This is a genomic window from Cellulomonas persica (assembly GCF_007989825.1).
In the GTDB taxonomy this organism is placed as follows: Bacteria; Actinomycetota; Actinomycetes; order Actinomycetales; family Cellulomonadaceae; genus Cellulomonas; species Cellulomonas persica.
The window spans coordinates 63,960-89,248 of record NZ_BJUA01000006.1; the positions used below are offsets into that span (position 1 = coordinate 63,960).

Annotated in this window: 22 protein-coding genes and 1 tRNA gene; 10 read left to right on the plus strand and 13 right to left on the minus strand. The window is 73.7% G+C overall.

Going from position 1 to position 25,289, the window contains the following annotated elements; all coding sequences use genetic code 11:
- Positions 1-66: 66 nt before the first annotated feature.
- From CPE01_RS07400 to CPE01_RS07415, 4 genes are read right to left on the minus strand one after another with little or no spacing between them, the layout of a single operon-like run.
- Positions 67-1,272, minus strand: coding sequence for a bifunctional RNase H/acid phosphatase (locus tag CPE01_RS07400; RefSeq protein ID WP_146806014.1), 1,206 nt, complete (start codon positions 1,270-1,272; stop codon positions 67-69).
- Positions 1,269-2,009, minus strand: coding sequence for a zinc ribbon domain-containing protein (locus CPE01_RS07405; protein WP_146806015.1), 741 nt, complete (start codon positions 2,007-2,009; stop codon positions 1,269-1,271). Before CPE01_RS07405 ends, CPE01_RS07400 begins: the two co-directional genes overlap by 4 nt.
- Before the next feature lie 60 nt (positions 2,010-2,069).
- On the minus strand, positions 2,070-3,257 hold the full coding sequence (locus tag CPE01_RS07410) for a Nif3-like dinuclear metal center hexameric protein (protein ID WP_146806016.1): 1,188 nt from the start codon (positions 3,255-3,257) through the stop codon (positions 2,070-2,072).
- 35 nt (positions 3,258-3,292) lie between these two features.
- Positions 3,293-4,456, minus strand: coding sequence for a hypothetical protein (locus CPE01_RS07415; protein WP_146806017.1), 1,164 nt, complete (start codon positions 4,454-4,456; stop codon positions 3,293-3,295).
- Between the two features lie 155 nt (positions 4,457-4,611).
- On the opposite strand from CPE01_RS07415, the gene CPE01_RS07420 reads away from it, so the two are divergent.
- Positions 4,612-5,745 (plus strand): VanZ family protein, encoded by a 1,134-nt coding sequence (locus CPE01_RS07420; RefSeq protein ID WP_186811454.1) that lies wholly within the window; start codon positions 4,612-4,614, stop codon positions 5,743-5,745.
- Between the two features lie 18 nt (positions 5,746-5,763).
- On the opposite strand, the gene CPE01_RS07425 is transcribed toward CPE01_RS07420, so the two are convergent.
- A complete protein-coding gene (locus tag CPE01_RS07425; protein WP_186811455.1) occupies positions 5,764-6,594 on the minus strand; it encodes an MOSC domain-containing protein in 831 nt (276 codons plus the stop codon).
- Between the two features lie 141 nt (positions 6,595-6,735).
- Here CPE01_RS07425 and CPE01_RS07430 point away from each other — a divergent pair, with 141 nt between their 5' ends.
- The 3 genes from CPE01_RS07430 to CPE01_RS16415 all read left to right on the plus strand — a co-directional run bounded on the left by CPE01_RS07430 (position 6,736) and on the right by CPE01_RS16415 (position 9,069).
- Positions 6,736-8,481 (plus strand): FAD-dependent oxidoreductase, encoded by a 1,746-nt coding sequence (locus CPE01_RS07430; protein WP_146806019.1) that lies wholly within the window; start codon positions 6,736-6,738, stop codon positions 8,479-8,481.
- 46 nt (positions 8,482-8,527) lie between these two features.
- Positions 8,528-8,803: a metal-sensitive transcriptional regulator gene (locus CPE01_RS07435; protein WP_146806020.1), complete on the plus strand. Its 276-nt coding sequence runs from the start codon at positions 8,528-8,530 to the stop codon at positions 8,801-8,803.
- A gap of 89 nt (positions 8,804-8,892) precedes the next feature.
- Positions 8,893-9,069, plus strand: coding sequence for a DUF8730 family Cys-rich protein (locus CPE01_RS16415; protein WP_186811456.1), 177 nt, complete (start codon positions 8,893-8,895; stop codon positions 9,067-9,069).
- A 90-nt stretch (positions 9,070-9,159) separates the two neighbouring features.
- On the opposite strand, the gene CPE01_RS07440 is transcribed toward CPE01_RS16415, so the two are convergent.
- From CPE01_RS07440 to CPE01_RS07465, 6 genes are all read right to left on the minus strand, one after another.
- On the minus strand, positions 9,160-11,130 hold the full coding sequence (locus CPE01_RS07440) for a right-handed parallel beta-helix repeat-containing protein (RefSeq protein ID WP_146806021.1): 1,971 nt from the start codon (positions 11,128-11,130) through the stop codon (positions 9,160-9,162).
- A gap of 43 nt (positions 11,131-11,173) precedes the next feature.
- A tRNA-Val gene (locus CPE01_RS07445) sits at positions 11,174-11,247 on the minus strand.
- 104 nt (positions 11,248-11,351) lie between these two features.
- Positions 11,352-12,515 (minus strand): cystathionine gamma-synthase, encoded by a 1,164-nt coding sequence (locus CPE01_RS07450; RefSeq protein ID WP_146806022.1) that lies wholly within the window; start codon positions 12,513-12,515, stop codon positions 11,352-11,354.
- 11 nt (positions 12,516-12,526) lie between these two features.
- The gene (locus CPE01_RS07455) at positions 12,527-13,891 is read right to left on the minus strand and encodes a cystathionine beta-synthase (protein WP_146806023.1); all 1,365 of its coding nucleotides are present in this window, start codon (positions 13,889-13,891) and stop codon (positions 12,527-12,529) included.
- A 154-nt stretch (positions 13,892-14,045) separates the two neighbouring features.
- Positions 14,046-14,516 (minus strand): peroxiredoxin, encoded by a 471-nt coding sequence (locus tag CPE01_RS07460; RefSeq protein WP_146806024.1) that lies wholly within the window; start codon positions 14,514-14,516, stop codon positions 14,046-14,048.
- Positions 14,513-14,932 carry a DUF3052 domain-containing protein gene (locus tag CPE01_RS07465; RefSeq protein ID WP_146806025.1) on the minus strand — a complete coding sequence of 140 codons (420 nt, stop codon included), beginning with the start codon at positions 14,930-14,932 and terminating at the stop codon, positions 14,513-14,515. Before CPE01_RS07465 ends, CPE01_RS07460 begins: the two co-directional genes overlap by 4 nt.
- Before the next feature lie 334 nt (positions 14,933-15,266).
- Between CPE01_RS07465 and aceE the strand changes: the two genes are divergently transcribed.
- On the plus strand, positions 15,267-18,014 hold the full coding sequence (gene aceE, locus CPE01_RS07470) for a pyruvate dehydrogenase (acetyl-transferring), homodimeric type (protein WP_146806026.1): 2,748 nt from the start codon (positions 15,267-15,269) through the stop codon (positions 18,012-18,014).
- Positions 18,015-18,115: 101 nt separating this feature from the next.
- Here aceE and CPE01_RS07475 read toward each other — a convergent pair whose 3' ends face one another.
- A complete protein-coding gene (locus CPE01_RS07475; RefSeq protein WP_186811457.1) occupies positions 18,116-18,802 on the minus strand; it encodes a hypothetical protein in 687 nt (228 codons plus the stop codon).
- 159 nt (positions 18,803-18,961) lie between these two features.
- On the opposite strand from CPE01_RS07475, the gene CPE01_RS07480 reads away from it, so the two are divergent.
- The 5 genes from CPE01_RS07480 to CPE01_RS07500 all read left to right on the plus strand — a co-directional run bounded on the left by CPE01_RS07480 (position 18,962) and on the right by CPE01_RS07500 (position 24,070).
- Entirely contained in the window at positions 18,962-20,182 is a 1,221-nt protein-coding gene (locus CPE01_RS07480) for a PucR family transcriptional regulator (protein ID WP_246783800.1), read from the plus strand.
- Between the two features lie 136 nt (positions 20,183-20,318).
- A complete protein-coding gene (locus CPE01_RS07485; RefSeq protein WP_146806027.1) occupies positions 20,319-21,320 on the plus strand; it encodes an ACP S-malonyltransferase in 1,002 nt (333 codons plus the stop codon).
- Complete coding sequence (locus CPE01_RS07490) at positions 21,317-22,318, plus strand: beta-ketoacyl-ACP synthase III (protein WP_146806028.1); 1,002 nt, start codon at positions 21,317-21,319, stop codon at positions 22,316-22,318. Before CPE01_RS07485 ends, CPE01_RS07490 begins: the two co-directional genes overlap by 4 nt.
- Positions 22,319-22,413: 95 nt before the next feature.
- Positions 22,414-22,662 (plus strand): acyl carrier protein, encoded by a 249-nt coding sequence (locus CPE01_RS07495; protein WP_146806029.1) that lies wholly within the window; start codon positions 22,414-22,416, stop codon positions 22,660-22,662.
- Positions 22,663-22,825: 163 nt separating this feature from the next.
- Entirely contained in the window at positions 22,826-24,070 is a 1,245-nt protein-coding gene (locus CPE01_RS07500) for a beta-ketoacyl-[acyl-carrier-protein] synthase family protein (protein ID WP_146806030.1), read from the plus strand.
- A gap of 105 nt (positions 24,071-24,175) precedes the next feature.
- Here the strand turns inward: CPE01_RS07500 and CPE01_RS07505 are convergent, their stop codons facing one another.
- Positions 24,176-24,676, minus strand: a complete 501-nt coding sequence (locus CPE01_RS07505) for a DUF3145 domain-containing protein (RefSeq protein ID WP_146806031.1) — start codon at positions 24,674-24,676, stop codon at positions 24,176-24,178.
- Positions 24,677-25,289 lie beyond the last annotated feature (613 nt).

Below are 25,289 nucleotides of genomic sequence, written 5' to 3' on the forward strand. Positions count from 1 at the left end.
CCGGACGCCGACGCCCGTCCGACGCCCCACGACCGACCGGCACGGACGACCGCGTGGCAGCAGGACTCAGGCCCAGCCCTCGCTGGGCGCGCCGGCGACGGCGATCTCGTGCCGGTGGTCGGCGAACAGCCGCACGATGCTCAGCGAGGCCGGTGCGATGCGCAGCTGGCTCCACGACCCCGGGTGAGCGCCCATCGCCACGCCGAGCGCGGCCCGGATCGCCACCGCGTGCGACACGACGACGACGGTCCGTCCCCGCTCGGTCGTGAGCAGCTCCTCGTACAGCGAGCGCAGCCGCTCCCCCACGTCGACGATCGACTCGCCGCCCGGCGGCCGCAGGTCGGCGCGCGTGTGCCACGGCTCGAGCTGCCCCGGCCAGCGCTCCTCGATCTCGACCGCGGTCAGACCCTGCCACTGCCCGAAGTCGGCTTCCTTGACGCGCTCCTCGGTGCGCACGGGCAGGCCGAGGCGCTCGGCGATGACGCCCGCCGTCTCCTGCGTGCGGACCATCGGCGAGGCGAGGACCTCGCTCGGGTAGGCGATGTCGCCCCACAGGTCGCGGCCCACGCGGTGCACGAGCGCGGCGGCGGCACGCGCCTGCGCCCGACCGCGCTCGTTGAGCGGCGGACCCGGCTCGCTCGAGCCCGAGTAGCCCCGGGAGACGGTCATCGTGGTCTCGCCGTGCCGCACCAGGACGAGCGTCACCGGGGACTCGTCGTCGAACCGCACTCCTGCGCCCGAGGGGCGCGGGACGCGGCCGCTGCCGGGGTCGGTGGCTGCGCTCGTCGTCGAGGCCGCGCTCGTTGCCGTGTCGCTCACCGGGGGCACGTCGGCTTGGGTCGTGTCGTCGTCGGTCACGATCGCAGTCTTCGTGTCCATCGCACGGTTCGCCAGCCGGTCGGCGGCAGCGTTGTCCGCGCGGGGCACCCACGTCCACGTCACGGTCGCGGGGTCGACGATCGCGCGCGCCTGGTCGGCGAGCCGACGCATGTCGTCGTGCTTGATCTGCCACTCGCCGCTCATCTGCCGGATGACGAGCTGGGAGTCCATGCGGACCTCGATCGCCGCCGCGGGGTCGATCGCGCGGGCCGCACGCAGGCCCGCGACGAGGCCCGAGTACTCGGCGACGTTGTTCGAGGCGATGCCCAGGTAGTCGGCGCGCTCCGCGAGCACGCGACCGGTCTCGGCATCCCGTACCAGCGCGCCGTAGCCGGCGGGCCCCGGGTTGCCGCGCGAGCCGCCGTCCGCCTCGACGACGAGCCGGCGCGTCACTGGCCCTCGGGCAGCCGGACCAGGATGCGGCCGCACTCCTCGCACCGCACGACGGCGTCGTCGGGCTTCGCCTTGATGCCGTCGAGGTCCAGCGGGTTGAGCTCGAGGCGGCAGCCCTCGCAGCGGCGGCCGCGCAGGGCCGCGGCGCCCGAGCCGCCGAGCTGGGCACGCAGCCGGTCGTAGAGCGTCACGAGCCCGGCGTCGAGGCCCTCGGCGGCCGTCGCGCGCTGGGCCTGCACCTGCGCGACCTCGGCGTCGATCTCCGCCAGTGCCGCGTCGCGCTGCGTCTCGACCTCGGTCTTGCCCGCGACGAGCTGGGCGTGCGCGGCCTGCACCTCGGACAGCGCGCTCTCGTGCGCCTCGAGCCGCTCCATGACCTCGAGCTCGACCTCCTCGAGGTCCCCCTGGCGCTTGGCGAGCGACTCGAGCTCGTGCTGGAGCGCCTGCAGGTCCTTCGCGGTCCCCTGGCCCGAGTCGAGCCGGCTCTGGTTGCGCGCGGCACGGTCCCGCACCTGCTGGACGTCCGCCTCCGCCTTCGCGAGCTCGCGACGCAGGTCCGCGACCGCGGTCTGCGACGTGACGAGCGCCGTGTGCAGGTCGGCGAGCTGCGTGTCGAGCTCGGCGAGCCGCGCGAGCTCGGGCAGCGTCCGGCGCCGGTGCGCGAGCTGGTCGAGGCGCGTGTCGAGCGCCTGCACGTCGAGAAGTCGTCGCTGGTCCGCTGCGGGGGCGTTCGGCACGGGGTTCCTTCCGGCACCCACCCCGACGGGGCGGGCGGATCAGGGTGGTCGGTACGTCGGTCAGCTGGGTGCGTCGGTGCGGCTCACGCGGCCCGTCCACGGGTCGGTGCACCGCACGCTCACGCGGGTCTCCACCGTAGTGCCCAGCGCCCGTAGATCGGCCGTCAGGTCCCGCGCGGCGAGCGTGAGCCACGGCCACTCGGACGCGAAGTGCGCGAGGTCGACGAGGTACGGCGTCGCCGGGTGCCCCGAGCGGGCCGCGTCGAACTCCGCGCGCTCGCGCTGCTCGGAGGCCGGGTGGTGGCGCAGGTCGGCAGTCACGTACACGTCCGCACCCGCGGACCGTACAGCGTCGAAGAACGGGTCGCCCGAGCCGCCGACGACCGCGACGCGCTCGACGCTCGCGTCGGGGTCGCCCGCGAACCGCACGCCCTGCGCTGTGGCGGGCGTGACGTCGGCGACGGCCTGGGCGAACGCGCGCAGCGTCGTCGGCTCGGTGAGCCTGCCGATCCGGCCCGTGCCGGTGGGGCCGTCGAGGGTCGCGAGCTCGAGCACGTCGAACGCCGGCTCCTCGTACGGATGGGCGGCGCGCATCGCGGCCACGACGGCCGAACGGCGTCCGCGCGGCGCGACCAGCTCGACGCGCGCCTCGACGACGACCGCACGCTCGCCCACCGCACCGACCGCGGGCGACGCCCCGGCGAGCGGCGTGAACGTGCCCTCCCCGGTCGTCGTCCACGCGCAGCGCTCGTACCGGCCCACCGCTCCGGCACCCGCATCGGCCATCGCGTCGACCACGGCCTGGGCGTCGGCCACCGGGACGAACACCACGTGCTTGTCGAGCGGCGCCACCGGGTCGGCGACGAGGGGCGTCACGTCGACGAGCCCGAGCACCTCCGCGAGCGCGTCGGCGACGCCTCCGGCCGCGGCGTCCGCGTTGGTGTGGGCCGTGAGCAGTCCGCACCCGCCGCGCACGAGCCGGTGCAGGAGCGCGCCCTTGAAGGTCGTCGCGGCGACCGAGTGCACGCCGCGCAGCAGCAGCGGGTGGTGGGTCACGACGAGGTCGGCGCCCCACTCGAGCGCTTCGTCGACGACGGTCGCGACCGGGTCGACCGCGAACAGCACGCGACGCACGGGTGCGTCCGGGTCACCGGCGACGAGCCCGACGGCGTCCCACGACTCGGCGGTCGCGGGCGGGTAGCGCTGCTCGAGGAGTCGGACGACGTCGGCCAGCCGGGGTGCGCTCACACGAGCACGCTACCGGCGCCGACGTCCGTCCCGGGTCAGGGCGTCACCCACGTCGCGGGGCCGATCGTCCCGACGCTCACGGCGTGCCCCGCGACGCCCCCGGGCTTGTAGGCGCGCACCCAGTACCCGCTCGACGGGGGCGCGTCCCACACCACGGTGAACCGCCCGTTGGCGCGGACGCGGCTCGACGCCTCGGTGCGCCACGTGCGTCCGACGAGCCGCTGGAGGTGGATCGTCGGGTTGGCCGCTGCGTGGACCGACGGTGCGGGCCATGCGTTGCCGGTCATGACGACGTCGCCGCGTGAGGTGCTGAAGTCCGCTCGCGCCTGCCACTTCACGGGCGGTTCGAGCCGGCCGTTCGCGGCGACCGTGTAGTACCGCCGCGCACCCGATCCCCAGCCGGCCAGCGACCCCACGAAGTGCGTCTCGCTCACGCCGTACGTGGGGAGCGTCAGCAGGCCGGTCGACGACGAGCGCAGCGGGAACACGCTCGGGTACTCCGCGAGGAACTGCGGGGTCACGATCGTCGTGCTCCAGATCCAGTACGGCGTGTCGACGATGCCCGAGGGCGTCGCCGCGCTGAACGCACTGGCCACGGGCGTCCCGTCGTCGCGCCGCACGAGGCGCAGCGACGGCGTCCAGCGCTCGGACCCCGTCACGACCTTCACGGGTGCGTTGAGAACCTCGTAGGCCCACGGCAGGCTCGCAGGTCCGCTCACCTCGACCGCAGGGCCGTCCGGGACAGGGACCGTCGTCGTCGCATCGGTCTGGTCCGTGACGACGATCTTCGTCATCGTGATCGTGCCCGTGGAGACCGAGGTGACGGCGGCCGTCCCGGTCCAGGTGCCCGACGTCGACGTCCCCCCGGTCCGGTCCAGACGGTCCCAGTAGAGCGCCGTGCGATGCAGATCGGGCGGCCGCGTCGGCGTCGAGCTGCGGACGTCCGCGTACCCGACCGGGTAGTCCTGGGTCTCGAAGTTCGTCAGGACGTCCGGGAGGCCGTCGGGGTCGCTGAGCTCGACCGAGAGCCGCAGCTCGGTGTAACCGCCGGGCATGCCCGGGCGGGTGTCGACGAGCGTGATGCCCTGCAGCGTCGTCGGCGAGTCCTCGGCCACGGCGGGCACGGCGAGGGCCAGAGGCACGACGACGAGCGCGACGGACGTCAGCGCGATCGGACGGACGGTGACGCGCCGGACCATGGCGGCTCCTCGTCGAGCGGGTGTCAGGGATCCACCGTACGACCGGCGCGACGGCTCGAGCCATGCCCGGGCCGATGCTCCGCGGGTGGAGATGGTCACGCCACGCGTGACTGCCTCGGCCCGGGACCGCGCGCAGGGCGCTCTAGGTTGTGGCCGTGAGAGAAGCGTGGACATGGCCCGCGTACACGGGCGTGCTCGTCGGGACCGCGCTCTTCGTCGTCCTGTTCGTGCCCGCGCTCGTGTGGCAGTTCCGCGCGTACGGCCGGCCGTCGCTCCTGCGGCTGCTCACGGTCGCGGCCGCGTGCGTGTACGTCGTCGCCCTCGTCGCCTACACCCTCCTGCCGCTGCCGACCGGTGACCGCGCCGCGTGGTGCGCCGCGCACGTCGCGGACCACAACGGCGACCCGCTGCAGATGCTGCGCGACATCCGCGCGGTGCGCGCCGAGATCGGCTCACGCGCGACCCTGCGGTCGGTCGTGTTCCTGCAGGTCGCGTTCAACGTCCTGCTGTTCGTGCCGTTCGGCGTGCTCGTGCGCGTCCTGCTGCGCTGGGGTGTGGCGCTCACGACGATCGCCGCGCTGGCCACCTCGCTGGTCATCGAGGCGACCCAGTACACGGGCGTGTTCGGCCTCATCGGGTGCTCGTACCGTGTGGGCGACGTCGACGACGTGATCACCAACACCGCGGGCGCGTTCCTGGGTGCCGTGCTCGCACCGCTCGTCCTGCACGTCGTGCCGTCCTCGTCGTCGCTCGCGACCGAGCGCGGGCTGCCACGTCCGGTCAGCGTGTGGCGCCGGTGGACCGGCATGGCGCTCGACGCCGGGGCCGCGCTCGCCCTGGGTGCCGCGGTCACGGTCGGCGCACGCGTCCTGCTCGCCGTGGGCGGCGCGAGCCGGGTGGAGATCGCCACGGCGCAGGCGGGGTGGCTCAGCGTCGTCCTGCCGTTCGTCGTCGTGCTCGTGCTCCCCGCGCTGCTCGGCTCGGGTGCGTCCTGGGGGCAACGTGTGGTGTGGCTCGAGCCCGTGTCGGTCGACGAGCACGGACGGGCCGTGCGTGCCGGGCGGCCCAGGAGCCTCGCCCGCGCGCTCGTCGTCGGCGGTCTGTGGTGGGTCCTGGTGTCGGCGTCGTCGGTCGAAAGGCTGCCGGACGACCTCGCGAGCCGCCTCACGGTCGCGGGCTGGACGCTGGCCGGCGCCGCCGTGGTGACGGTCGCGTTCACGCGCCGCGGGCTGTCGGGCCTGCTCGCAGGCACCCAGGTGGTCGACTCGCGCGAGCGACCCGACGCCTGAGCTCCGACGAGCCCGGGCTCAGGCGCGCGGCACGACGGGGTCGCCGACCGTCAGCACCCCCGCCGACTCCGGGACGAGCCGCACGCCGAACCAGACCTTGCCCTCGAAGCGTCGGTGCCGGGCCAGCGTGCGCGTCGGCTCCTTCGTCGTGCGCAGCGTATCGAGGTCCACGGTGGTCATGACGCACCGGTCGCAGCGCTCCGCGAACCGCAGCACCACGTCCCCGACCTGTACCCGCGCCCATCCGTCCTCGACGAAGGGCTCGAGGTCGCCGTCGACGACGAGCGTCGGCCGGAACCGCTCCATGGGAAGCGGCTCGTGGCCCCGCTCGTCGGCGAGCCACGTGTTGAGCGCGGCCAACGACGCGGTGGTCGTCAGGAGTACCGGTGCGGCGTCGGCGAAGCTGAGGGCGTCGCCCGGCCGGCCGCCGTGGTCGGTCGAGACCGAGCGCCGCGCGGGGTCGTCGAGCCAGACGAGACGCACGCGCCGGCCGAGGGCCTCCGAGAGCCACGCGTCCGCCTCGGGGGCGCAGGCCGTCGCCCAGCCGACCCGGCTGAGCGTCACGTCGAGACGCGGGCCGCCGTGCGGCTCGGGGACGACGAGCGAGGCACGGCCCGGCGCCGACAGCTCGATCGCGCCGTCGAGCGGCGTCGCGGTGAGCCCGAGCATGGCCGGGACCTCGCGCGCGGTCACGGTGTCGCCGTCGTCGTCGACGACCATCCACCGCCGGTCCCCGCGCGGGCCGAGCCGGTCCAGCGACGTGCTCGCGACGTCGACGCCCCGCAGGGACTTCACGGGTCGCACGGCGAGCGCGCAGACCCGCAGTGCCGTACCGGTGTCGGTGGTCATGCGGCGTCCCCTCACGTGCGGTCCGGCGCCCGGTCGTGGGCCTGGCGCGTCCGGGCGGGGTCAGTATCGCGTGACGGGCGGGGTGACCAGGGACACCCACCCATGCTTGGAATACCCCCGGGGGTATCGTAGGATCGCGGTATGAGCACAGCAGCGACAACTCCGGCGCCCGACGACCAGGCGCGTCCCGAGAGCGCACGGCGGATCGTGGTCGTCGGCGGCGTCGCGGGCGGCATGAGCTGCGCCGCGCGCGCCCGCCGCCTCGACGAGACCGCGCACATCGTCGTGCTCGAACGCGGGGCGCACGTCTCGTTCGCGAGCTGCGGCCTGCCGTACCACGTCGGCGACGAGATCGGCGACGCCGAGCGCCTGCTCGTGCAGACCCCCCAGTCGCTGCGCGCCGCGCTGGACCTGGACGTCCGGACCGGGCACGAGGTCACGGCGGTCGACCTCGAGCGCCGGTCGGTGCGCGTGGAGACGGCCGAGGGCGCGTTCGACCTGCCCTACGACGCGCTCGTCCTCGCGCCGGGCGCGCGCGCCATCCGGCCCGCCGTCGAGGGCCTCGACTCCCCCCGCGTCCGGACCCTGCGCACCGTCGAGGACGCGGTCGCCCTGCGCGGGCTCGTCGACGACGGGGCACGCCGTGCGGTCGTGCTCGGCGCGGGCTTCATCGGGCTCGAGGCCGCCGAGGCTCTCGCGCGTCGTGGCGTGGACGTCACGATCGTCGAGCTCGCCGAGCACGTGCTGCCCCCGCTCGAGCACGAGCTCGCGCACCTCGTCACCGACGAGCTGCGCTCACTCGGGGTCACCGTCCGCACCGGGGTGGCGGCATCGGCGATCGAGCCGGGAGTCGACCACGACGTCGTCGTCCTGGCCGACGGCACGCGCGTCGCGGCGGACCTCGTCGTCCTGTCCGTGGGCGTGCGCCCGAGCACCGAGGTCTTCGAGGCGTCGGGGATCGCGTGCGAGCACGGCGCGATCGTCGTCGACGAGCACGGACGGACGTCCGCGGAGCACGTGTGGGCCGCCGGCGACGCGGTCGTCTCCACCGACGCGGTCACCGGAGTGCGCCGCCCCGTCCCGCTCGCGGGACCCGCCAACCGAGCGGGCAGGCTCGTGGCCGACGACATCCTGCGCCCGGGCACCGCGCGCCCGATCCCCGCCCCGCTCGGGACCGCGATCGTGCGCGTCGGAGGCCTCACCGCGGCGACGACCGGCGCCAACCGGGCGGCGCTCGACCGGGCCGGTCGGGCCTACCGCACGCTGCACCTGCACCCGCTGCAGCACGCCGGGTACTTCCCCGGCGCGAGCCAGGTCCACCTCGTCGTGCACGTCGACGCCGGGACCGGGCTGCTCCTCGGAGCACAGGCCGTCGGGGACGACGGCGTCGACAAGCGGATCGACGTCCTCGCCACGGCGATCCGCGCGCACCTGCACGTGGACGACCTCATCGACCTGGACCTGGCGTACTCCCCTCCGTACGGGCAGGCCAAGGACGCGGTCAACCTCGCGGGCATGGTCGGCTCGAACGTCCTCGACGGCACCCTGCGGCTCTGGTACGCCGAGGACCTCGACCAGGTCCGCACGGAGGCGTTGCTGCTCGACACGCGCACCGTCGCCGAGTACGCCACCGGGCACCTGCCGGGCTCGCTCAACATCCCGCACACCGAGCTGCGCGGACGCCTCGACGAGGTCCGCGAGGCCGCCCAGGGCCGGCCGGTGCGCGTGCTGTGCGCGTCCGGCGTCCGCTCCGCCATCGCGCACCGCATCTTGACGCAGGCAGGTCTCGACTCCGCGTCACTGTCCGGCGGCATGCTGACCCTGCGCGCCGCGCTCGGCGACCGCGCCTCGAGCACGCTCGTCACCCCTGCGCTCGTCGGGGCGTGATTCTCGCCCCGACCTCTCCGCCCGTCCCGCACCCCGAGGAGCACCCGTGGCCCCGAACGACCCCGACGCCCAGCGACGCGTCCTGAACCGTCTGCGCCGAGCCCGCGGCCAGCTCAACGCCGTGATCGACGCGGTGGAGGCGGGCGGCTCGTGCCGCGACGTCGTCACCCAGCTCGCAGCCGTCTCCGCGGCGCTCGACCGCGCGGGCTTCACGATCATCGCGACCGCGATGAAGGACTGCGTCGCCGACCCCGACGGGGTCAACCAGGCCGAGGGCATCACGACCGAGGAGCTCGAGAAGCTCTTCCTGACCCTCGCCTGACCCTCGCCGGACCCCGGCCTCACCCGGTCCTGATCCCCGACCGGCCGACCCACCGACCACCAGCACGACCCCACCACGAGGAGCAGCTCATGTGTTCACCGACCACCTGCCGGCAGTGCGGCAAGACGACCTGGACCGGCTGCGGCCAGCACGTCGAGGACGTCCGACGCCAGGTCCCGCCCGCCCAGTGGTGCCCCGGCCACGCCGACGAGGCACCGACCGCTGCGACCGGCAAGGGGTTCCTCGCCCGGATCCTGGGCCGGTGACCTCGTCGTCCGCGCCGGCCGTACCCCCGGCGGCCGGCGCGGACGATCCACCCGTCGCGCGACGCCGGGCCTGAGCACCCGCCCAGCCGGCTACCAGACGCGGACCCGCCCGAGACCCGCGCGCAGGTCCGCGAGCGGGCCCGCCGGGTAGGACCCGTCGCGGGACTTCACGGTGCCGACCAGGTCGACGTCGGCCCGCAGCACCGATCCGTCCGGGTGCTCGAACGCGGCATCGGGGAAGTGCGCGAAGCCCAGCGCGGCGCCGTCCACGGGCGACGCGCCGTCGAGCTCGAGGCCCTCCGGCAGGGTGATCTCGAGGAACACCTCGTCGCCCTCGTCCGCGAGCGTCACCTGCACCTCGTCGTCGGCCTCGAGCACCTGCGGCCGCACCTCCCGGCGGAACGGTTCGGCGCCATTCGCGTACACGTTGTCGCGCAGCTGCACCGGCAGCGGCCTGCCGCGGTACCGGGCGTGGTCGCCGAGCCGCGGGTCCAGGCCGTCGCGGTACTCCTCGGACGTCGTCGGGTGCTCGTCGTACCCGGCCGTGCCGTGCCGGGCCGCGCGGTGGAACCCGCCGCCCGGGGCGTACGCGTCGTCGACGTCCCCGCCCAGGAACAGGTTGCCGACCCACCGGTCGTCGCCGCCCTCGACCACCGCGTACCCGGCCACCTGCGTCGAGTGCGGCACGTGGTACGGCGTGGAGCGGTCCGGGACCGGTTCGAGGCGCACGGTGCCGCCGACGAGGTTGCTCACGTACGCACCGCCCTGCGCGACGACCTCGACGGACGCCGCCGACGCGAGGACGTTGTGGTCGACGACGTACGGACCGTGGGACACCTCGACGAACAGGTCCCGGTTGTTGTCGTACAGCAGGTTGCGGCTCACGCGTGTGCCCTGCGTCTGCCAGTCGAGCCAGATGCCGAGGCTCGCGTCGTGGATGCGGTTGTGCCGGATCTGCGTGTCGATCGCGGCGTGGAGCTTGATGCCGGCGATCTCGTGACCGAAGAACTCACGCTTGAGCGCGATCCGGTGGATGTGGTTGTCCTCGATCGTCGAGAAGACACATCCCAGGTGCCCGACGACACCCGTCTGCCCGCAGTCGACGATGGTGTTGCGCCGCACCACGTGCGAGCCGATGTGCTCGCGGTCCCACCCGATGTGCCGCGCGGCGAACACCGACTCGAGCTGGTACTGGTAGCCCGGCTTGTCGCCGCGCTGCGACGAGTAGTTGTCGCCGGTCGAGGCCTCCTTGCCGAGCGAGACCGCCGAGCACTTCGCGTCGTGGATGAGGTTGTCCTCGATGATCCAGCCCTTGGCCCAGTTCGGGCCGATCAGCCCGGGCTGGTCGGCGGTCGGCGGTGCCCACGGGGTCGCGGCGTGCGCGAGCTCGAAGCCGCGGACCGTGATCCAGTCCAGGTGGTGCCGGTCGGGGTAGAACACCGACCGGCGCACGTTGACCTCGACGAGCGCGTCGTTCGGGTCGGCGCCGTGGAAGTTGGCCCAGACGGTCGTGCCGTCCTCGTCGACCTCCGCGTACCAGACGAACACCGTCTGCTCGGGCTCGTGCGTCGGCACCGTGCGCCCCGTCCACACGTCGAGCACCGCGTCGCGGCGCACCGGGTCGTGGACCTCGGCGCGCGAGTGCACCTCGTAGAACGAGCGCCCGTCGAGGTAGACGTCGGCCAGGTGCTTGCGCGGCGCGCCGGGCTCGTAGATGGCCCAGTCCCCCTCGACGCGCTCGACGAACGGGTTGAACTCGCCGAACAGCGTGTTCGGGATGCGCACGCGCCACACCGTGCCGCCGTCCGGCTCCCACCCGGTGACACGTTCGGAGCCCTTCACGACGACGTGCTCACCCGGCGCCGCGGTGTACGTGATGCGACGCTCGTCGGACAGGCCGCCACGCGCGGGACGGACCCACTCGCGGTACTCGCCCTCGTGCACGACGACCGTGTCCCCCGGCCGCGCGAGCCGCGCCGCCCTGCTGATCGTCCGCAGGGGCGCGTCCGGCGTCCCCTGCGCGCTGTCCGAACCGTCGACGGTGACGTGGATGTCAGGCATGACGTGAACCGTATGTGGCTGCGCAGCGACGAGCCATCCGACGTGGGCCCGGCCGGGTTCGAACCGGCGACCCCCGCGGTGTAAGCGCGGTGCTCTGACCAGCTGAGCTACAGGCCCCTACGGACGCGCGACCACGCACCCGACGGCGGCACAGCCTACCGGGCCGTCCGGACGGGCACCCACGCTGCCCGCCACGCGTGCCGGACGGGCGGGAGGAGGCGTCAGACCTGCTCGAGGGCTGCGGCGGTGTCGGCGACGAGGTCGTCGGCGGACTCCAGGCCGACGGACAGCCGCACGACCGCCTCCGACACCTCGAGCTCGGTGCCCTTGACCGACGCGTGGGTCATGCTCGCCGGGTGGTTGACCAGCGACTCCACCCCGCCGAGCGACTCGGCGAGGGTGAACAGCCGGGTCGACTCCGCGAACCGGCGGGCTGCGGCTCCGTCGGCGAGCTCGAGGCTGACGATGCCGCCGAACCCCGTCATCTGGCGCGCGGCGAGCTCGTGACCGGGGTGCTCGGGCAGGCCCGGGTAGTGCACGCGCGCGACCTTCGGGTGCGCGGCGAGCGCGTGGGCGACCGCCAGGGCGTTCTCGCCGTGGCGCTGCACGCGCACCGCGAGGGTCTTGATGCCGCGCGTGGTGAGCCACGCGTCGAGCGGGCCGGAGACCGCGCCGGCGGCGAACTGCAGGAACTTGACCTGCTCGGCGAGCTCGGCGTCGCGCAGCACCACGGCGCCCCCGACGACGTCGGAGTGCCCACCGAGGTACTTGGTGGTCGAGTGCACGACGACGTCCGCGCCGAGCGCGAGCGGGCGCTGCAGCGCGGGCGTCGCGAACGTGTTGTCGACGACGAGCAGCGCGCCGGCCGCGTGCGCGAGCTCAGCGAGGGCGGCGATGTCGCTGACCCTCAGGTACGGGTTGGACGGCGTCTCGACCCACAGCAGACGCGCCCCGGTCTCCGCGAGCGCGGTGCGCACGCCGTCCAGGTCGGTGAGGTCGACGACCCGGTGCGTGATGCCCCACGGGCCGAGCACGCGCGACACGAGGCGGTACGTGCCGCCGTAGACGTCGTTGCCGATGAGCAGCGAGTCCCCGGGCCGCAGCGCGGCGCGCAGCAGCGCGTCCTCGGCGGCGAGGCCGGATGCGAACGACAGCGCGTGCGTGCCACCCTCGAGCGCCGCGAGCTGCGTCTCGAGCGCGGTGCGCGTGGGGTTGCCCGAGCGGCCGTACTCGTACCCGCCGCGCAACCCGCCGATGCCGTCCTGCGCGAACGTCGAGCTCAGGTGGACGGGCGGGATGACGGCACCCGTGGTCGGGTCCGGGTCCTGACCCGCGTGGATCGCGAGGGTCTCGAACCCCTGGTCGGCCGGGCGGTCGTGGCTCATGCGGGGGCTCCTCAGCGGCTCAGGAAGGTCAGGAGGTCGGCTCGGGTGACGACGGAGACGGGGGCGCCCTCGTCGACGACGAGCAGCGCGCTCGCCTCCGACAGCGCCTTGCGTGCCTGCCCGACGGACTCGTTCGCGCCGATCTGCGGCAGGCCGTCCTGCAGGACCGCGGAGACCGGGTCGCCCATCTCGACCTCGCCCAGGAACACCTTCTCGAGCAGCGACTCCTCGTCGACCGCGCCGACGACCTCGCCGATCACCACGGGCGGCTCGGCGGTCAGGACGGGCAGCTGCGAGACGCCGAACTCGGTCATCATCGCGATCGCGTCGCGCACGGTGTCGCCGGGGTGCGCGTGCACGAGCGCGGGCAGCGCGCCGGTCTTGGCGGTGACGACGTCGCGCACCGTGCGTTCCTCGGGCAACGCGCTGAACCCGTACGAGCGCAGCCACGAGTCGTTGAAGATCTTGCCGAGGTAGCCGCGCCCACCGTCCGGCAGCAGCACGACGACGACGGCGTCGGCGGGCAGGTCGCGCGCGACGCGCAGCGCCGCGACCACGGCCATGCCGCTCGACCCGCCGACGAGCAGGCCCTCCTCGCGCGCGAGGCGGCGCGTCAGCTCGAACGACTCGGCATCGGGTACGGCGAGCACCTCGTCGACCACCGACGGGTCGTACGCGCCCGGCCAGAAGTCCTCGCCCACGCCCTCGACCAGGTAGGGACGGCCGGTGCCGCCGGAGTACACCGAGCCGACCGGGTCGGCGCCGACGATGCGCACCGCTCCGCCGGAGACCTCCTTGAGGTACCGACCCGTGCCGCTGATGGTGCCGCCCGTGCCGACGCCCGCGACGAAGTGCGTGATGCGCCCGTCGGTGTCGCGCCAGATCTCCGGTCCGGTCGTCTCGTAGTGGCTGAGCGGGCCGTTCGGGTTCTGGTACTGGTTCGGCTTGAACGCGCCGGGGATCTCCTTCGTGAGCCGGTCCGACACCGAGTAGTAGGACTCCGGGTCGTCGGGCGCGACGGACGTGGGCGTCACGACGACCTCGGCGCCGTAGGCGCGCAGCACCGCACGCTTGTCCTCGCCGACCTTGTCGGGCACGACGAACACGCAGTGGTACCCGCGCTGCTGCGCGACCAGCGCGAGGCCGACGCCTGTGTTCCCGCTGGTCGGCTCCACGATCGTCCCGCCGGGGCGCAGCAGGCCGTCACGCTCGGCGGCGTCGATGATGCGCGCCGCGATGCGGTCCTTCGACGACCCGCCGGGGTTGAGGTACTCGACCTTCGCGAGCACCGTGGCGGCGACGCCCTCGGTCACCGCGTGCAGCTGCACGAGCGGGGTGTTCCCGACGAGGTCGGTGATGCGGGAGGCGTATCTCATGGCTGCTGTCCTCTGGCTGGCCGCGCGCACGCGCGACGACGGATCCGGGCGGGGGGATCGTCACGGACGACAGCAGGAGCGCACCGCCCCAGCCTAGCCCGTGCTCCGCGCGCGGCGACCTGCAGGTGACCTGCGTGCGACGCGGACGCCTGCGTCAGAGCGACGCGAGCGCCTCGCGGTACGCCGCGAGCGGCCGCGCCTGACCGCGTGCGTTGACGACGCTCCAGCGCAGCACGCCCTCGGCGTCCACCAGGAACGAGCCGCGCAGCGCGTGACCGCTCGACTCGTCGAACACGCCGTACGCCCGCGCGGCCTCGCCGTGCGGCCAGAAGTCCGAGAGCAGGTCGAACGTGTACCCCTCGTGCTCCGCCCATGCGCGCAGCGAGAACATCGGGTCGCAGCTCACGACCAGCAGACGCACGCCCGCGGCGTCGAAGTCCGCGATGTTGTCCCGCAGCTCGCACAGCTCGCCCGTGCACGTCCCCGAGAACGCGAACGGCACGAACACCACGACGACCGGGGTCCCCCGCAGGTCGGCCAGGGTGACGGGCGTACCGTGCGTGTCCGGCAGGGTGAAGCCGGGAGCCGGCTCACCGACGACGAGCGCGCCCTCGCGCTCGGTCACTTGCCGCGTCCGCGCGTGCCCAGCTTCGTCGCCGACCAGTCGGGGGCGATCGCGAACGTCGACATCGCGTGCAGGCCCGACGTGGTCGCGGCCTCCTCGATGTCGGAGTGCGAGACGTGCCCGGGCCGGCCGGCCTTCGGCGAGAAGACCCAGATCGGGCCGTTGTCGTCGAGCACCGTCATGGCGTCGACGAGGAAGTCGGTCAGGTCACCGTCGTCCTCGCGGAACCAGATGATCGCACCGTCGGTGACGTCGTCGTAGTCCTCGTCGACGAGCTCCGTGCCGGTGACGGCCTCGAGGGCCTCCCTGAGGGCCTCGTCGGCGTCGTCGTCGTAGCCGATCTCCTGGATCACCTGACCCGAGGAGAAGCCCAGACGGGCAGCCTGCTGCTGCCCGGCATCCGCACTGGCTGACACGTCCCGTCCGATCCCTTCGTCACGGCCTCCCCCAGCGAGCAGGCCTCTCGGTGTGCGCACAACCTAGCCCACCGCAGCACGCGCCACCTGGCAAGACCCTGCGCGTCAGCGTCTGCGCGCAGGGCGCGGCGGGGTGTGACACGTCCGCGGTGTCGCGGACGTCACGTGCCCGACGCATGACCCGCGTGTGACTTTCGGGCGTCGAGGGTCCGACAATGGGGCGGACTACCCGCACCCGTGCACGCGGCCGCCAGCCGTGAGCGCCCGGGGCCGGGCCGACGATGTGCGCCGAGGCCGCTGCGGCCCGCGCGCCGACGAGAGGCGAGGAGCACTGGTGGCTCAGATCGACGAGACAGGCCCGCTCATCGGCGGCCTGCTCAGCCAGGTACCCGACATCGATCCCGAAGAGACCGGCGAGTGGGTCGAGTCCCTCGACGGGCTCATCGACGCCAAGGGTGGGCCGCGCGCGCGGTACGTCCTCATGAGCCTCCTGCGCCACGCGCGGGAGAAGAACGTGGCGATCCCGGCGTCGCTCAACACGCCGTACGTGAACACGATCGCGGTCCACAACGAGCCGTACTTCCCGGGCGACGAGGTCATCGAGCGGCGTTACCGCTCGTGGAACCGCTGGAACGCCGCCGTGATGGTCACGCGCGCCCAGCGTCCCGGCATCGGCGTCGGCGGGCACATCTCGTCGTACGCGTCGGTCGCGACGCTGTACGAGGTCGGCCTCAACCACTTCTTCCGCGGCAAGGACCACCCCGGCGGCGGCGACCAGGTCTACTTCCAGGGCCACGCCTCGCCCGGCGTGTACGCCCGCGCGTTCCTCGAGGGCCGGCTCACCGAGCACCAGCTCGACGGCTTCCGCCAGGAGCTCTCGCACCCGGGCGGCGGCCTGCCGTCGTACCCGCACCCGCGCCTGGCGCCGGACCTGTGGGAGTTCCCGACCGTGTCGATGGGCCTGGGTCCCTCGGGCGCGATCTACCAGGCGTGGACCAACCGCTACCTGCACAACCGCGGGATCAAGGACACGAGCCAGCAGGACGTGTGGGCGTTCCTCGGCGACGGCGAGATGGACGAGCCCGAGTCGCGCGGCCTGATCCACCTGGCGGCGCAGCAGAACCTCGACAACCTGACGTTCGTCGTGAACTGCAACCTGCAGCGCCTCGACGGCCCCGTGCGCGGCAACGGCAAGATCATCCAGGAGCTCGAGGCCGAGTTCCGCGGCGCCGGCTGGAACGTCATCAAGGTCATCTGGGGCCGTGAGTGGGACGTCCTGCTCAACGCCGACAAGGACCGCGCGCTGGTCCACCTGATGAACACCACGCCCGACGGCGACTTCCAGACGTACCGCGCCGAGAACGGTGCCTTCATCCGCGAGAACTTCTTCGGCCGCGACCCGCGGACCAAGCAGCTCGTCGAGAAGATGACGGACGACGAGATCTGGGCGCTCAAGCGCGGCGGTCACGACTACCGCAAGATCTACGCGGCCTACAAGGCGGCGCGTGAGCACACGGGCCAGCCGACGATCATCCTGGCGCACACGATCAAGGGCTACGGGCTGGGCTCGGGCTTCGCGGGTCGCAACGCGACCCACCAGATGAAGAAGCTCAAGATCGACGACCTCAAGCTGCTGCGCGACACGCTGCACATCCCCTTCACGGACGAGCAGCTCGAGGAGAACCCGTACCTGCCGCCGTACTACCACCCGGGGTCGGACGACGAGGCGATCCAGTACATGCTCGAGCGGCGCCGCCAGCTCGGCGGCTTCGTGCCCGAGCGTCGCTCGACGCACAAGCCGGTCACGACGCCCGGGCCGGAGAAGTACGAGAGCCTGGCCAAGGGTTCGGGGCACCAGGAGGTCGCCACGACGATGGCGCTCGTGCGCCTGTTCAAGGACCTGCTCAAGGACAAGGAGTTCGGTCACCGCCTGGTGCCGATCATCCCCGACGAGGCCCGCACGTTCGGCCTGGACTCGATCTTCCCGAGCGCGAAGATCTTCAACACCGTGGGCCAGCACTACCTCGCGGTCGACCGCGAGCTCATGCTGAGCTACAAGGAGTCCGAGTCCGGGCAGATCATGCACACCGGCATCAACGAGGCCGGCTCGGCCTCGGCGTTCCAGGCGGTCGGCACGTCGTACGCGACGCACGGCGAGCCGCTGGTGCCGTTCTACTTCTACTACTCGATGTTCGGCTTCCAGCGCACGGGCGACCAGTTCTGGGCGGCCGGCGACCAGATGGCGCGCGGCTTCCTCATCGGCGCGACCGCAGGCCGCACCACGCTCACGGGCGAGGGCCTGCAGCACGCCGACGGCCACTCGCCGCTGCTCGCGGGGACCATGCCGCACGTCGTGCACTACGACGCGGCGTACGGGTACGAGCTGCGGCACATCGTGCGCGACGGCATCGACCGGATGTACGCACCGGACAACGGCGGCCGCGACCGTGACGTCATCTACTACCTCACGGTCTACAACGAGCCGATCGTCCAGCCCGCCGAGCCGGAGGGCCTGGACGTCGAGGGCGTCCTCAAGGGCATCTACCTGCTGTCCCCCGCCGAGGGTGACGGGCCGCGCGCCCAGATCCTCGCGTCGGGTGTGGCGGTGCCGTGGGCGCTGGAGGCCCAGAAGCTGCTGGCCGAGGACTGGGGCGTGCGTGCCGCGGTCTGGTCGGTGACGTCGTGGAACGAGCTGCGTCGTGACGCGCTCGCGGCCGACGAGCAGGCGTTCCTGAACCCGGGCGAGGAGCCCCGCGTCCCGTACCTGACGACCAAGCTCGCGGGCGCCGAGGGTCCGTTCGTCGCGACGACGGACTACGACCACCTCGTGGCCGACCAGGTGCGCGCGTGGATCCCGGGCCCGTACGCGACGCTCGGTGCGGACGGCTTCGGCTTCTCCGACACGCGCGCCGCCGCTCGCCGGCACTTCAAGATCGACGGCCCGTCGACCGCGGTGCGCGTGCTGCAGCAGCTCGCGCGCTCGGGGGCCGTCGCACCCGAGGCGCCCGCGCAGGCGATCGAGCGCTACCGCCTGCACGACGTCACGGCCGGCACGTCCGGCAACACGGGTGGCGACAGCTGACCCACGTCCGACGGACGACGAAGGGGGCCGGCGCTGTGCCGGCCCCCTTCGTCGTGTCCGGACGAGGTCCGGCTGCCCCGCAGGCGGAGCGGGTCCCGCGGTCAGGTGCCGGGGATCGCCTGCCGGGCCTGGGCGACGACCTGCTGGAGCTCCGCGCGCAGCCGGGCGACCGCGGCCTGGTCGGGGTACAGGTCGAGGTTGGTCACGTACTGCTTGGCCTCGAGGGGGCGGTCCGCCTCGATCGCGGCGTGCACGAGCTGGCGGGCGACCTCGGGCGCGTGCTCGCGCGGCCGCCAGTGCCCGATCCCGAGCCCGAGCGCGTCGACGGGCTTGCCCGCCTCGCGCAGGAGCTGCAGTGCCTCGACCAGCGCGGCACCCGACGGGTCACGTTCGGCCGCCGTCGTGAGGCGACGCAGCGTTCCCTCGTGGTCGTCGTGCACCGACAGGCGCGCGACCTCGATCAGCGGGTACCAGGCGCGTGGGTTGCCGGCGAGCTCCTCGCCGAGCGACCACACCGCCAGGTCGGCGGCGCGCTGACGCGCGACCTCGTCCTGCGGTGCGGTGAGCGGGTCGCCGTCCGGGCCCGTCTCCGCGGCACGGCGGCGCACGATCTCGGCGAGCGCCGCGAAGGCGCGCACGTTGTTGGGGTCGTCGGACAGCATCGACCGCAGTGCGTCCTCGTGCAACGTGTCGCCACGCCGCGCGGTGCTGGTCGGACGGCGGGCACCGACACGCGACGCGGACGACGGCCGACGCATGAGCTGTCGTAGGCGGGGCAGCAGAGCCATGCAGCGACCCTAACCCGGTCTGGTCCGGTCGTCCCGGTCGAGACGGGCCTTCCGGGCGGACCGGGACGACTGGTCCGCCCCCGTGACGCGTGCCGCGACGGGAGTCAGCGCACGTGACCTTTGTCGACTTCCCACAACCGCGCCCCCTATGCTCGGCCCATGGCCCGAACCGTCGAACCCTCCGGCGCGCGCGCCGCGACGACCGGCGGGACGTCCGGTCAGCCCGCGACCGTGGCACCGACCGAGACCCAGCGCCGCGTGCGCGAGGGCGCCGGCCTGCTCGCGGCCGCGGCCATGCGCCGGCTCGACGAGGACCTGGACTGGTACCGCGCACTGCCCGCCGAGGACCGCTCGTGGGTGGGCCTCGTGGCGCAGGCGGGCATCAGCTCGTTCATCGCCTGGTACGCCGACTCGTCGCGCCCGCCGCACGGCGTGAGCGACATCTTCGCGAGCGCGCCGCCCGAGCTCACGCGTTCGATCTCGCTGCAGCACACCCTGCACCTCGTGCGCGTGGTCGTCGACGTGGTCGAGACGCATGCGGACCGCCTCGCCGCGCCCGGCGAGGAGCGCGAGCTGCGCGAGGCCGTGCTGCTGTACTCGCGCGAGGTCGCGTTCTCCGCGGCCGAGGTCTACGCACGCGCCGCCGAGGTCCGCGGCGCGTGGGACGCGCGGCTCGAGGCGCTCGTCGTCGACGCCCTGGTACGCGGCGACGTGGACGACTCGACGCGCTCGCGCGTGGCCGCGCTCGGGTGGAGCGGACGTGGTCAGACGCTCGTCGTCGTCGGCACGACCGCGGCGCCGATCGACGAGGTCCGCGCCGCGGACCTGCGACGAGCCACGCGCCGCGCCGCCGACGACGCCCTCGTCGGGATCCAAGGCGACCGCCTCGTCGTGTTCCTCGGCGGCCAGGGCGACCTGCGTGCCGCCGTCACGTCGCTGCTGCCGCGGTTCGGCCCCGGCCCGGTCGTGATCGGGCCGCTCGTCGCCGACATCACGACGAGCGCCGCCTCGGCACGGGCCGCGATCGCCGGGCTGCAGGCCGCGGCCGCCTGGCCGCAGGCCCCGCGCCCGGTCGCGGCCGACGACCTGCTCCCCGAGCGCGTGCTCGTCGGCGACCCGCTGGCCCGGCGCACGCTCGTCGCGCAGGCCTACGAGCCGCTCGCGGCGAGCCAGGGCGCGCTGCTCGAGACGATCTCCGCCTACCTCGGCACGGGCCGGTCGCTCGAGGCCGCGGCCCGGTCGCTGTACGTGCACCCCAACACGGTGCGGTACCGGCTCAAGCGCGTCGCGGACGTCACGGGGTGGGACCCGCTCGACCCGCGCGAGTCGTACGTGCTGCAGACCGCGCTCGCCGTGGGCCGCCTCGACGCGACGGACTGACGCCCCGCGCACGCCCGGGCGTCGGCGAGCCGTGACGCCCGCGGGCGTCGTCTTGTAGGACACGCACAACGCCTCGCTGGAATCTCGGTGCGCGGCGCCACCCGGTCATGCCGCTCGCAGCGGGCACAGTTGACGGGTGCTCGTCGTCGTCTGCCCCGGACAGGGTGCCCAGTCCCCCGGCATGCTCGCCCCTTGGCTCGAGCTGCCTTCCTTCGCGACCTCGATCGCGCGCGCCAGCGACGCGACGGGGCTCGACCTCGTCGCGCACGGCACGACGTCGGACGCGGACACGATCCGCGACACCGCGGTCGCACAGCCGCTGCTGGTCGCGTCCGCGCTCGCGAGCCTGCGCGCCGTGCTCGACGTCCCGCAGGACGACGCGCTCGGCGCGGCCGTCACCGACCGCGTCGACGCGACCGCGGGGCACTCGGTCGGCGAGCTCGCGGCCGCTGCGGTCGCCGGCGTGCTGACCGACGAGGAGGCGCTGCGGCTCGTCGCCGTGCGCGGCTCGGCCATGGCACGCGCCGCCGCGGTCACGCCGACCGGCATGAGCGCGGTCCTGGGCGGCGACCCGGACGAGGTGCTCGCGACGCTCGAGCGCCACGGGCTCGTCCCCGCCAACGTCAACGGCGGCGGCCAGGTCGTCGCGGCGGGCACGCTGGACGCTCTCGCGGCCCTCGCCGCCGAGCCGCCGGCCAAGGCCCGCGTGATCCCGCTGCAGGTCGCGGGCGCCTTCCACACCGAGCACATGGCGCCCGCGGTCGCCGAGCTCCGCGCGGCCGCCGACGCCGTGACGCCCGGCGAGCCCGCGGTCACGCTCCTGACGAACTCCGACGGCTCGGTGGTGCCCTCCGGCGCACGTGCGCTCGACCTCGTCGTCGCGCAGGTCGCGCACCCGGTGCGCTGGGACCTGTGCTGCGCGACCCTGCTCGAGCTCGGCGTGACCGGCCTGCTCGAGGTCGCACCCGGCGGTGTCCTGACCGGGCTGGCGCGTCGTACGCTGCCCGGGGTCGAGACCGTCGCCGTCAAGACACCCGCCGACCTGGACGCCGCACGTGACCTCGTGCGCCGTCACGCCGGACCCACCCCGGACGCGGGCACCTCCGCGTCCGCGAGCAGCCAGGAGCAGTCGTCGTGACCCGTCCCACCCTCACGCAGAGCACCGGCCCCGCCCACACCCGGATCCTCGGGATCGGGGGCGTGCGCGGCGAGCACCTCGTGACGAACGACGACATCGCCGGCCCGATCGACTCGTCCGACGAGTGGATCCGTCAGCGCACGGGCATCGTGACCCGTGCGCGTGCGGGTGCCGACACCGACGTCCTGGACCTCGCCGAGCGGGCCGCACGCGAGGCGATCGCGAACGCCGGCCTGACGGGCGCGGACATCGACGCGGTCATCCTGTCGACGGTCACCTACTTCCACCAGACGCCGGCCGGCGCGGCGATCATCGCCGACCGGATCGGCGCGACCCCCGCCGCGGCGTTCGACATCTCGGCCGCGTGCGCCGGCTACTGCTACGGGATCGGCCAGGCCGACGCGCTCGTGCGCGCCGGCTCGGCGCGCCACGTGCTCGTCATCGGCGCCGAGAAGATGAGCGACTTCATCGACCCGACCGACCGCTCGATCTCGTTCCTGCTCGGGGACGGCGCGGGCGCGGTCGTCATCGGCCCGTCCGACACGCCCGGCATAGGCCCGACGATCTGGGGCTCGGACGGCAGCCAGGCGCAGACGATCCGGCAGACGCACTCCTGGAAGGACACGCAGACCGGCGCCGGCTGGCCGACGCTGCGCCAGGAGGGCCAGTCGGTCTTCAAGTGGGCCGTGTGGCAGATGGCTCCCGTCGCGCAGAAGGCGCTCGACGCCGCCGGAGTGACCGCGGACGACATCGAGGCGTTCATCCCGCACCAGGCGAACATGCGGATCATCGACCAGATGATCAAGCAGCTCAAGCTGCCGTCGACCGTCGTCGTCGGGCGCGACATCGCCGACACCGGCAACACGTCGGCCGCGTCGATCCCGCTCGCGACCGAGCGCCTGCTGCGCGAGGGGCAGGTCGCCTCGGGCGCGCTCGCGCTGCAGATCGGCTTCGGCGCGGGCCTCGTCTACGCCGCGCAGGTCGTCGTCCTGCCCTGACGCTCGGCCGCTCCCGGCGGCCCGCACACCGTCGGTCCGGCCACCCCGGCTGTACCGTTCGTCCGACCCGTAACGGCACCACGAAGGAGACACCCATGGCGTACAGCGAGCAGGACATCCTGGCCGGTCTGGCCGAGATCGTGAGCGAGGAGACCGGCCTGCCGACCGACGCGGTCCAGCCGGAGAAGTCGTTCACCGACGACCTGGACATCGACTCGCTGTCGATGATGACGATCGTCACGCTCGCCGAGGAGAAGTTCGACGTGCGCATCCCCGACGACGAGGTCAAGAACCTCGCCACGGTCGGCGACGCGGTCAGCTTCATCACGAACGCGCAGGCCTGAGCCTCGCGCTCGAGCACGACGCCGGCCTGAGCACCGCTCCGGGCGGCACGACATCTGATCCGTCCCGCGCGCCGCGCGGACGGACCGGCGGCCACCGGGCCACCTGCCCGGTGGCCGCCCTCCACACCCGCGAGACCGGGACCCGACCTCACTGGGAGCAGCGATGAGCCACACGACCGACGTCGTCGTCACCGGACTGGGCGCCACCACCCCCCTCGGCGGCGACGCGAAGAGCACGTGGGCCGCGGCGCTCGCCGGCGAGTCCGGCGCACGCCGGTTCGAGGAGGACTGGTCGGCGCAGTACGGCATCCCCGTCGAGTTCGCGGCGACCATCAAGGTCAAGCCGAGCGAGGTGCTCGAGCGCCCCGAGCTCAAGCGCATGGACCCCTCCACGCAGTACGCGATCATCGCGGCGCGTGAGGCGTGGGGCGACGCGGGCGCCCCGGACGTCGACGGCGAACGCCTCGGTGCGGTCGTCTCGTCGGGCATCGGCGGGATCTGGACCACGCTCGACGGCTGGGACGTGCTGCGGGAGAAGGGCGCCCGCCGCGTCCTGCCCATGACCGTGCCGATGCTCATGCCGAACTCCCCCGTCGCGTTCGTCTCGCTCGAGTTCGGTGCGAAGGCGGGCGCGCACGCGCTCGTCTCGGCGTGCGCGTCGGGCGCCGAGGCCATCGGCTACGGCGTCGACATGATCCGCGCGGGCCGCGCCGACGTCGTCATCGCGGGCGGCACCGAGGCGACCATCCACCCGATGCCGATCGCGGCGTTCGCCGCGTCGCGCACGCTCTCGCTGCGCAACGACGACCCGCAGGGCGCCTCGCGCCCGTACGACGTCGACCGTGACGGCTTCGTCATCGGCGAGGGCGCGGGCGTCGTCGTCCTCGAGAGCGCCGAGCACGCCGCCGCGCGCGGTGCGCGCGTCTACGCCCGGATCGCGGGCGTCGGCCTGTCCGCCGACGGGTACCACATCACGTCCCCCGAGCCGAGCGGCGACGGGCAGATCCGCGCGATGCGCTCCGCGCTCCGGGAATCGGGCGTCGCGGCGACGGACGTCGTGCACGTCAACGCGCACGCCACGTCGACCGTCGTCGGCGACCTCATCGAGGCGCGCTCGATCCGCGGCGTGCTGGGCGACGACGCGGACCACGTCGCGCTCTCGGCCACGAAGTCGATGACGGGCCACCTGCTGGGTGGCGCCGGTGCGCTCGAGACGATCTTCACCGTCCTGGCCCTGCACGAGCGCCAGGCTCCCCCGACCATCAACGTGGCGCAGCCGGACCCCGAGCTGGTGCTCGACCTGGTCCGCGACACGCCGCGCGCGCTGCCGGCCGGGGACATCGCCGCGATCAACAACTCGTTCGGCTTCGGCGGCCACAACGTCGCCCTGGTGGTCACGTCCGCCTGACGGCGGCACGACGAGAGCACGACACGAGCACGACGAGAGGGGCGTCCCGGTCGGGACGCCCCTCTCGTCGTCTGCTGCCGTCGCCGGCGCAGGTGGCGCGAGTCGTCAGCCCACGCGGTGCAGCCAGCGCACGGGCGCCCCGGCACCGGCGTACCGGAACGGCTCGAGCTCGTCGTCCCACGCCTGCCCGAGCGCGAGGTCCAGCTCGGCACGCAGGCGTACAGGGTCGCCGGCGTGCTCGAGAGCCGCGCGGATGCGGTCCTCGGGGACCACGACGTTGCCGTGCACGTCGGTCGCGGCGTGGAAGATGCCCAGGTCCGGCGTGTGGCTCCAGCGCGACCCGTCGACGCCGTGGCTCGGCTCCTCGGTGATCTCGTACCGCAGGTGCGCCCAGCCGCGCAGCGCGGAGGCGAGCCTCGCGCCGGTGCCCGGGGTGCCCTGCCAGGAGAGCTCGGCACGGTAGAACGACGGGCCGGCCGGCTGCTCCGTCCAGTCCATCGACACGCGCTGACCCAGCACGTTGCCCGCCGCCCACTCGATGTGCGGGCACAGCGCGCGGGGTGCCGAGTGCACGAAAAGTACACCGCGGGTGATCGCACCTGCCATGTCGTCCTCCATCAGCGGCTCGAGGTTCGCCTTCCCCAACGACCTCGTCCCGCCCGACCGGACCACGTGTGGCGCTCGCGGCGTACGTGGACAGGATGCACGACGAGCGCGTACCGCGCCAAGCGACCGTGCGGCGCGTCGCCCACGCGGGTGACGCGTCTCGTCCTGATCTGGGCATATCCCACTGGCCGAGTCGGCATTTGACACGCGTGTCCGCCGTGGTCTTGACTCGCCACGGATCGGCGCGACGCCGATCATCCGCTCGGCCCTGCGCCGAGCCCCGCGGCCCCGGCCGCCTGACGAGAGGTCGACGATGCGCACGCAGACGACGGACACCTGGACGACCGCGCCCTCGGGCACGGGCGTCATGTGTCTGCGTGCCGCGTGTCTCTCGATGCCTTCGCTCTGAGCCGCCCGGCCCTGAGCCGTCGGACCGCTCCAGGCCGTCCGACCGCTTGGCCGTCCGACCGCTGAGCCGTCCGACCGGCTGCACGCCGCGTCCCTAGCTGCTGCGCCGGCGCCCCGCTCGCGTCCCTGACGCAACCGGTGGCGTCGCCGCCGCACGTCGTCCGCCGCGGTCGTGCGCCTACCGCACTCCCGGCACACCAGCACC

Bases quoted from the DNA above. Each gene is read 5' to 3' on its own strand.
- CPE01_RS07415 (WP_146806017.1), bottom strand. From the start codon at position 4,456: ATGGTCCGGCGCGTCACCGTCCGTCCGATCGCGCTGACGTCCGTCGCG.
- CPE01_RS07425 (WP_186811455.1), bottom strand. From the start codon at position 6,594: ATGACCACCGACACCGGTACGGCACTGCGGGTCTGCGCGCTCGCCGTG.
- CPE01_RS07430 (WP_146806019.1), top strand. From the start codon at position 6,736: ATGAGCACAGCAGCGACAACTCCGGCGCCCGACGACCAGGCGCGTCCC.
- CPE01_RS16415 (WP_186811456.1), top strand. From the start codon at position 8,893: ATGTGTTCACCGACCACCTGCCGGCAGTGCGGCAAGACGACCTGGACC.
- CPE01_RS07440 (WP_146806021.1), bottom strand. From the start codon at position 11,130: ATGCCTGACATCCACGTCACCGTCGACGGTTCGGACAGCGCGCAGGGG.
- CPE01_RS07450 (WP_146806022.1), bottom strand. From the start codon at position 12,515: ATGAGCCACGACCGCCCGGCCGACCAGGGGTTCGAGACCCTCGCGATC.
- CPE01_RS07455 (WP_146806023.1), bottom strand. From the start codon at position 13,891: ATGAGATACGCCTCCCGCATCACCGACCTCGTCGGGAACACCCCGCTC.
- CPE01_RS07475 (WP_186811457.1), bottom strand. From the start codon at position 18,802: ATGGCTCTGCTGCCCCGCCTACGACAGCTCATGCGTCGGCCGTCGTCC.
- CPE01_RS07480 (WP_246783800.1), top strand. From the start codon at position 18,962: ATGGCCCGAACCGTCGAACCCTCCGGCGCGCGCGCCGCGACGACCGGC.
- CPE01_RS07495 (WP_146806029.1), top strand. From the start codon at position 22,414: ATGGCGTACAGCGAGCAGGACATCCTGGCCGGTCTGGCCGAGATCGTG.
- CPE01_RS07500 (WP_146806030.1), top strand. From the start codon at position 22,826: ATGAGCCACACGACCGACGTCGTCGTCACCGGACTGGGCGCCACCACC.
- CPE01_RS07505 (WP_146806031.1), bottom strand. From the start codon at position 24,676: ATGGCAGGTGCGATCACCCGCGGTGTACTTTTCGTGCACTCGGCACCC.